This window comes from uncultured Gimesia sp. (assembly GCF_937919775.1).
GTDB lineage: Bacteria > Planctomycetota > Planctomycetia > Planctomycetales > Planctomycetaceae > Gimesia.
Genome location: NZ_CALFPF010000745.1, coordinates 1 through 6,905, shown reverse-complemented (window position 1 = coordinate 6,905; position 6,905 = coordinate 1). Strand labels below are relative to the sequence as shown.

Below are 6,905 nucleotides of genomic sequence, written 5' to 3'. Positions count from 1 at the left end.
CATAGCCTGAAATCCTTGAAGGTCAGAGAGCTGTCAGTTTGATGGTGGTCCCTAGAGAATCATAGCAGGCACCTGGCGTTAGACATCTGGTATTTTGAGGAATTATTACAGTTGATGAATCACTTCCCGCTGAATGTGCGCGGTTGATCGTTCAGGCTTTGAATATACTTCCAGATGGCCTGAAACTGCCGGTTTGCATCTCCGTCAAAAATAGTGGCAATCTTGGTTGTTTTACCATCTGCTGAAAGTTTTGGCATTTTCGTCGAGATGTCAAATCGTGGAGGATCCAGAACAAAACGACGGTAATAATCTTCGGTCAGACGTTCTTTGATGTGGACAAAATTGATCCCCAGCGCGATTTTGGTTTTGTCGTCACCTGTGGGGAGATCATCTCCCACGCCGTGGCATTGGCGGCAATCGAGCGCGTTCTTCGTGGTAAGTTGATTTCCGAGAGTGATCTGCTGGTGTGGGGCAGAGATTTTCTTTTCGGTCGTTTCCATTTCGGATAAGTGCGCGATTCCATGTTCGGCTGCCATTCCCGACGCGAGGTATCGGGCATGCGCCGGAAAGTGGGGCATGCTTGATTTCAGCCAGGGACGTGGCCTCCAGGAGAGGTTACCTGCGATAAACGATGTTGCCCAGGCTGGTTTCAGTTTTTCGCCAGCCCATGTCAGGCTGGGGAGCGGCTCTGGTGGTAATCCAGATTCCCCTTCTTCCACCACGATCAAGCCACGTGGGCTTTGTGCCGCGTCCCGGTTATGGCAGGCTGCACAGTTTAGTTGACGCACCCATCTCTCAGAGACCTCAGGTAAGCTGTGCCGGGCCAGCGACTCAGTCCTGCTTTTAAGGATCGACTGAATCGCCTCTCGTTGTTTCTGAGAAAACTGAAATTGAGGAGCAGTCGAATGATCCTGTTCCCGCTCTGACAGGCAACCCTTTGAAAGAGATTGTTCTGACAAGGGAATGCGTGTCGTATGAGCCTCAGCTTGAATTTGCCCTTTTAACTCACCATGACAGCGAACACAGCCCAGCGTTTCATAATAAAGTTGATGACCACGACTGGCTGACCCAGCAGGCAGGAGCAAAGAGTTCGGAATTTTGCCTTTGGAATGTTCGATCAAATAAGCAGATAATCCCTCTGCTTCCTGGCGTGCTAATTTGAAGTCCGGCATGCGGCTCCAGGGATTAAATTGATGCGGAGTCTGTAAAAAACGAACCAGTTGGGAGGGGCTGAACTTTTTCTTGATCAATGCCAGCGAGTGCCTCTGATATTCATCAATCTGAGGGTCGGGTAAAAAATGATGGCAGTTAATGCACCCCAGTGTTTCATAGGATTCTGAACCGGCTTCGATCAGCAGGCCTGAATCAGAAGCAAGAGCTCCTTCAGGTTTCAGAGCATCATGGAAGATTGGTTTTTCGGCCTGTGAAACAAACCAGGCAGTTAAATCGGCTGCTCGTTGTTTTGCCAGTTTGGAATCGGGATCGCCGAGCATCAAAGGCATGGTTGAATTTTCGCGTAAACTGTGTGGGTTTAATAACCAGTGAAACAACCATCGTTTGCCGACCCGGTTGCCGACATTCGTCAAATCCGGCGCTGATCGATTCAAGTCCGGCATCGAGGAGGAAGAGAGTTGATGTTTGTTTTGATGTGAATTCAATGTGAGTCGGCTTTCAATATCATTCGACAGAGAATGACAGGCCAGGCAGCGATAGTTTGCGATTAGTTCTCGCCCCAGACGCAGTTTTTGCATGCCGATCAACTGCGGATCATTTCCGGCATGACTCAAGACACTCGGGAGAACCGGTTCGGTAGAAAAATTTTCTCCGCTCCAAAGCAAGCGGAGTCTGGCACTCCCCTCTGCTGAGCTTTGATACTGCAACGAAATCTGGTTGTACCCTTTCATTAAAGTTACCGCGGCCGGGGCTGATTTTGTAAAGTCATCGCTTGTTTCGTTCAGGATGAGTTTCTGGTTCACTTGCAGTTTGACGGTTCCAAAACCTTCCAGGTTCATTTGATAGCGCCCTTGCAGCGGAACTCGAATGAAACCGTCTGCTGTTGCTGAAAACGTTCCCGGTGACAAAAAAGGCGTGGCTGCTTCTTTGGCAGAGACAGAGAGGGCGATCATTCTGGCGGTTCGGGCATCGGTGACCGGTTTACTTTGAGGAGCCTTTTGGCTGAATTTCCAGAGAATGCCGGGCTTCAAGTGCTGCTGAAGCTCAGCGCTAAGCAGGTCATTGCTTTGATGACGGGTTAAGATCTGGGAGTCCATTTTCTGTTCTGAGACAGAATTGATTGTATGGTAATAGGTTTGTTTGATTTCTCTGCCTGCATCAGAAGTCAGATGATAGGTGATGCCCATCTGCATGACCGGTTTCACGTCGGACAGTTCCAGGAACACGGTGCGCTGATCCTGCAGCAGCGTCGCTGATATCACTTCGACTTCATCTCGCCCTTCTGTTTGCGGCGCGGAAACTCGAAATTCCGGTGAGCCGTAGTTCGCGGACCACAGATAATTCCATTGCTCAATGGCATAGTGGTTGGGGTTTTCTGCCGTTTTGCGATCTAACGGATTTGTGAAGGTGAGCGATATTCCATTCCGCATGGTTTTGACGGCGATCGGAAAATCAACGGGTTTGCCAGTATAGCGGACTCTCTGCAGGCATCCATCCTGTACTGCGTTGGTAACCCAGCCTTTCAGCCCGCTGACATAGAGCTGACCATCGTCAGGACTGAATCGACCGCGCATAATTCCCGATTCAAATTCAAGCGGGAGTTTCAAGGTGCCCCCCTGTGGTTGACCATGGATGACTTCCCTTAAGGTGAGCAGTAATTTGCTCTGTCCATAGGAAAGGTGCAGGAGCTGGTCTTTCAGTGGCCCCCATTCATTGCTGGTAACCCAGACCTGTCCGCCGCTGGAGTTGTCCTGCAGTCGGGGAATCCAGCACAGCGGGGGATCATATCCCAGCGGGCGGTTTTCTGTCACTTGTGGCCCACCATAACCGTAGTATCCGCCTGGCTTGATTTCGGTAATATTCGAGGCGGGAGTCCAGTTCCCCTCCTGGGGGGACGCTGTAATAATATTTCCCGGCCCCATTCCCATGCCATTCGGGTTGCGAAATCCGGAGGCGATGACATTCAGTTGGCGGCCATCGCCGGTGATTTGCATGACCCCCTGCTGGGCGTGCATGAAATAAAAATTGCCGAACGAGTCCGTCTCAAGGCAAGTCACGTAATCGTGCCCGCCGGTCGAGGTGGGAATCATGTTGTTGAAGCATTCATAGAAATCCGCTTCGCCATCCAGATTCTGGTCATGCAGGATGGTGACCTGATCACGTCCCAGGACATAAACTTTATTATTGACGACTTTAAGCCCCAGGGGTTGAAACAGTCCGGTGGCAAATCGTTTCCACTTCAGTTCATTCAAGCCGTCATTGATACCAGTTACCAGCCACACGTCTCCATGCACAGTTGAGACAGCCAGGTCCCCGTTTTCCAGAAAATCGTGTCCACTGATAAAAAACAGCGCCTTGTAAGGGTTTTGATGAGGAATGGTAATTGTATCGACGGTGTAGGCGTTCTGTTCCTCTCCGAGGATTCCCCTGGTGACGAGTGTTTCGTTCCAACGGGGAGGGCCGGGGATCAGTAAAGGTTGTAATGAAGGTGATGTGAGGAGGCTTTCTGGAATGGCAGGTTCTGAATTCTGTTTCGGATTGGTTTGGTAATAAACCTTAAAGCGTATCGTCTTTTTTCTCGGCGGAATGATAAACGCGGCCGTTTGCAAATGACTAGTTTTACTGAGCACAGTCTGAACCTGATTCCAGCCGGTAGAGCCGATGAACAGCGGATTGCTTGTGTCTGTCGAAACAAATACTTTTGAATTTGTTTCTGAAGGTCGTGCCTGTTTGGCATCGGCTACATTGAGTTGCAGGCTCTGGTCACCAGGACCGATTTCAAATGTACGCGTGAAGCAGGAGCTGCCATCAGATTCCACGAACCAGGGGGTTTCAAAAACGATTGTACTTCCGACTTTGTATTCCAGTGTGACGCGATTTTGCTGGACGTGAGCACCGATAAATTGACAATTTAGTTCATTGTTCCATCCCGGACCTTCCGCCGTTGAAAAATGGATTTTCCCGACTGGGGCAGGAGCTTTGATCAGGCCGAACCTTTCAGGTGACGGTTTGAGAAAACCTCCCGTCCAGATTCCTCGTACTTTACAATGTTCTGTGTCATAACAAATCGTGCCTGCTTCATGCTCGCCTACGCGAATCGAGAGCCCTTTTTTGACGGGGCCGGCAGGCAGGGGGACGATACAGGCCAGCCATTTTCCGATATCGGTTTGCTGCCAGCGACCATCGTCGGTGGCCTGGACGGGTTGCGAAAAACCGACTGAATCCTTTCCCCAGTGGTCTTTCTGATCGGGGCTCTTTTTGTCTGTGGATGATTGCTGAGAGAGTGGGGTTATGAATTCGATGACGGCGGGAGCGTCTGAAACAGTGTCTTGGATTTGTCGATCGTTTTTCAGTTCATCAAACGGAAATAAATTCAGCGTCTGGTCATCAACCTTAGAGGGAGCATCAGGCAAGACTTCAAAATTACGCAGGCCTTTTGAAAGGCGGAGATCATCAATCAGGCCGTCACATCGGATTGTATTCTCAACCAGGCCTCCCATCCGGATTTTTCCCGGTGAGGCAGAGTTGTTTTTTTCGGGAAGTGCCGAATCGATGGCTGGTTTTCCGTCGACGAACAGCCGCAGCCGATTGTTTTCCAGAATCATGCCTACGTAATGCCATTTCTGATCACAAATATCGATTTTGGTTTTATATTCTCCTCCCTGGCCGGGAAGGTAGGCACTGAAATAACCACTGCGTGCATAGGAATACATTTCCCAATGCGCGGGCGAACTCTTTTCGTCGCTGGCGAGAAACACGTTGAAGCCGTTTTTTTGATTCAGCTTGACCCAGCAGTCAACGCTGAGTGGTCGTTGCGTGTGTGCGGATAGCGATGGAATTAATACGGTTCCCGTATTGGCATTCAATGCCTTACCGAATTTTCCCGGAAGCAGAATGGCTCCTTGTTTTGTATTCCCGGGAGCTTCTTCAGGCCGTTCTGATTCCTGAATGGGGCGATTGGCGGCCCAGGCTGTAGCGCGGCGTAAAATTTCGCAGGCTTCAAAAGAATCATATGTTTTTTCGCTGTGTCCCAGTAAGGTCTGAAAAATCCGTCCTTTTCCATAGTGATAGGTCCAGGCCAGAGGTTCTTGTTTTTGCGTGACTTTTGAGTTTGCTGAGATCAAAGGTTCAACGGGTTCCGTCCCATCCTGTCGAAAGTAGAGTTCGTCAGTGACCGGGAAATTCTTTAAGTTGTGAGTCAAAGGATGCGCGTCATCCGTAATCTGAACTTCAAAGTTTCCAAATGCATCGTGTCCACTTTTCGCATCCCCGGTTCCGTGGTGGTTCCAGACGCGACGCACAATCTTGCGATATTCCGGCCAGTCTGATTTCTCCGCTTTGGGGAGTGAGAAATGGAAGGCACCGTTCGCAAAGTGAATCAGAACCAGCCCGCCTCCGTTCTGGAGATAATTCATGAAAGCCGTGCGGGAGGCGTTGCTCAATGGGGTGGCATCGTGCCAGTTCGTGTAGTTCTGCACAATTACCTGATAGTCATTCAGCGATTTTTTTGAAAGGTCTTCAATATCGTTTGAAATATCGACTTTGATGCGGCGGTCCTGTTCGAGCAGTTTTTTAATCGCAGGGGTGGTCTTCTTCCAGTTATGCCAGGCGTGTGCTTCGTTTCCTGCAAACATGAGTACTCGAATGGGGCGTTCATCGAAAATGGCAGGTTCCGTACTCTCGATCCCTGAGAGTGCGGATGTGATTTCCGCATGGGTGTAATAGCGTGCTTGCACCCCCTGCTCCGGAACATCCAGCCCGGCGGTCCAGGCGATGGCATTTAGAATGAATTTTCGGAAGGAATCGTTTTGCCAGTTCTCGTAATAATGACCACAGGTCGTGCCGAAGCCGCGACCACCGTTACTGCGTTCCTTGACCCAGGCAACGACGTTGCCGTTTTCGTTTCTTCCATCGAGCTGCGGCACTTCAAAGAGCGGGGTCAGTTTCGGGTCGTCGGGTTGGAAGCGGAGATTGAAATAAAATTCTTCGCGTAGTTCGAAAGGGTTGATACCGCGACAGGTGGCGTGTTCCGGGTGGGGCAGTTGAATCGGCGCTTTTGCGGTTTTAATGGCTGAATACCAGCGCCTGAGCCCGTTTTCTTCCCAGTCGAAGTAACCACCCGACCAATCCATGATTTGCTGTGAGTATTTATCCGGCGCGAATGTGGAAAAGTGAAACGTCAAAAAACCGCAGCCCCGGTCAATTTGCCGTTGAATGAGTTTCAAATGTTCCTCATTTATAAAGTGGGGCGCTTCCTCGAATTTGTCTCCGTCCCGGCCATCTGAAATCACCATGATCGCATCGGCATCGTTCAGCGTTTCGGGATTTTCCGGCCAGCCCTCCAGATGGTATTCCACCAGGACTTTGTCTTTTATGTTGGAGTTGTCCAGCATGACTTTGAGCAGTTTCACCGACCAGGGATAGTCATGAATTCCATTGCCCACCGGCCCATGACTCTTGGGGCCGGCAATCAAAACGATCTTGCATTGTTTTGGGGATTTCTGCTTTTGTGTCGCAGAGTCACTGGCGTAAAGCGGGAGAAGATACAGGCAGAAAAATAAAATGAAGCATACGAAATATTTCACAACCATATTTCCTCTGGAGTGCGGGGATTGCTGCGGGCGAGTCAGATTCGTATTTGATAAATGATGAAAATATCTGACAGCCTGTTTCGGGTTTCGATTTTACTGTTGAGTTGGTAAAAAAACTGCTAAGCACACGTTTTTTTATGA

Annotated in this window: 1 protein-coding gene; it reads right to left on the bottom strand. The window is 49.9% G+C overall.

Annotation, left to right across the window (positions count from 1 at the left end; genetic code table 11):
• Positions 1 to 119 precede the first annotated feature (119 nt).
• Positions 120 to 6,758 (bottom strand): ThuA domain-containing protein, encoded by a 6,639-nt coding sequence (locus Q0294_RS21165; protein WP_299469421.1) that lies wholly within the window; start codon positions 6,756 to 6,758, stop codon positions 120 to 122.
• Positions 6,759 to 6,905 lie beyond the last annotated feature (147 nt).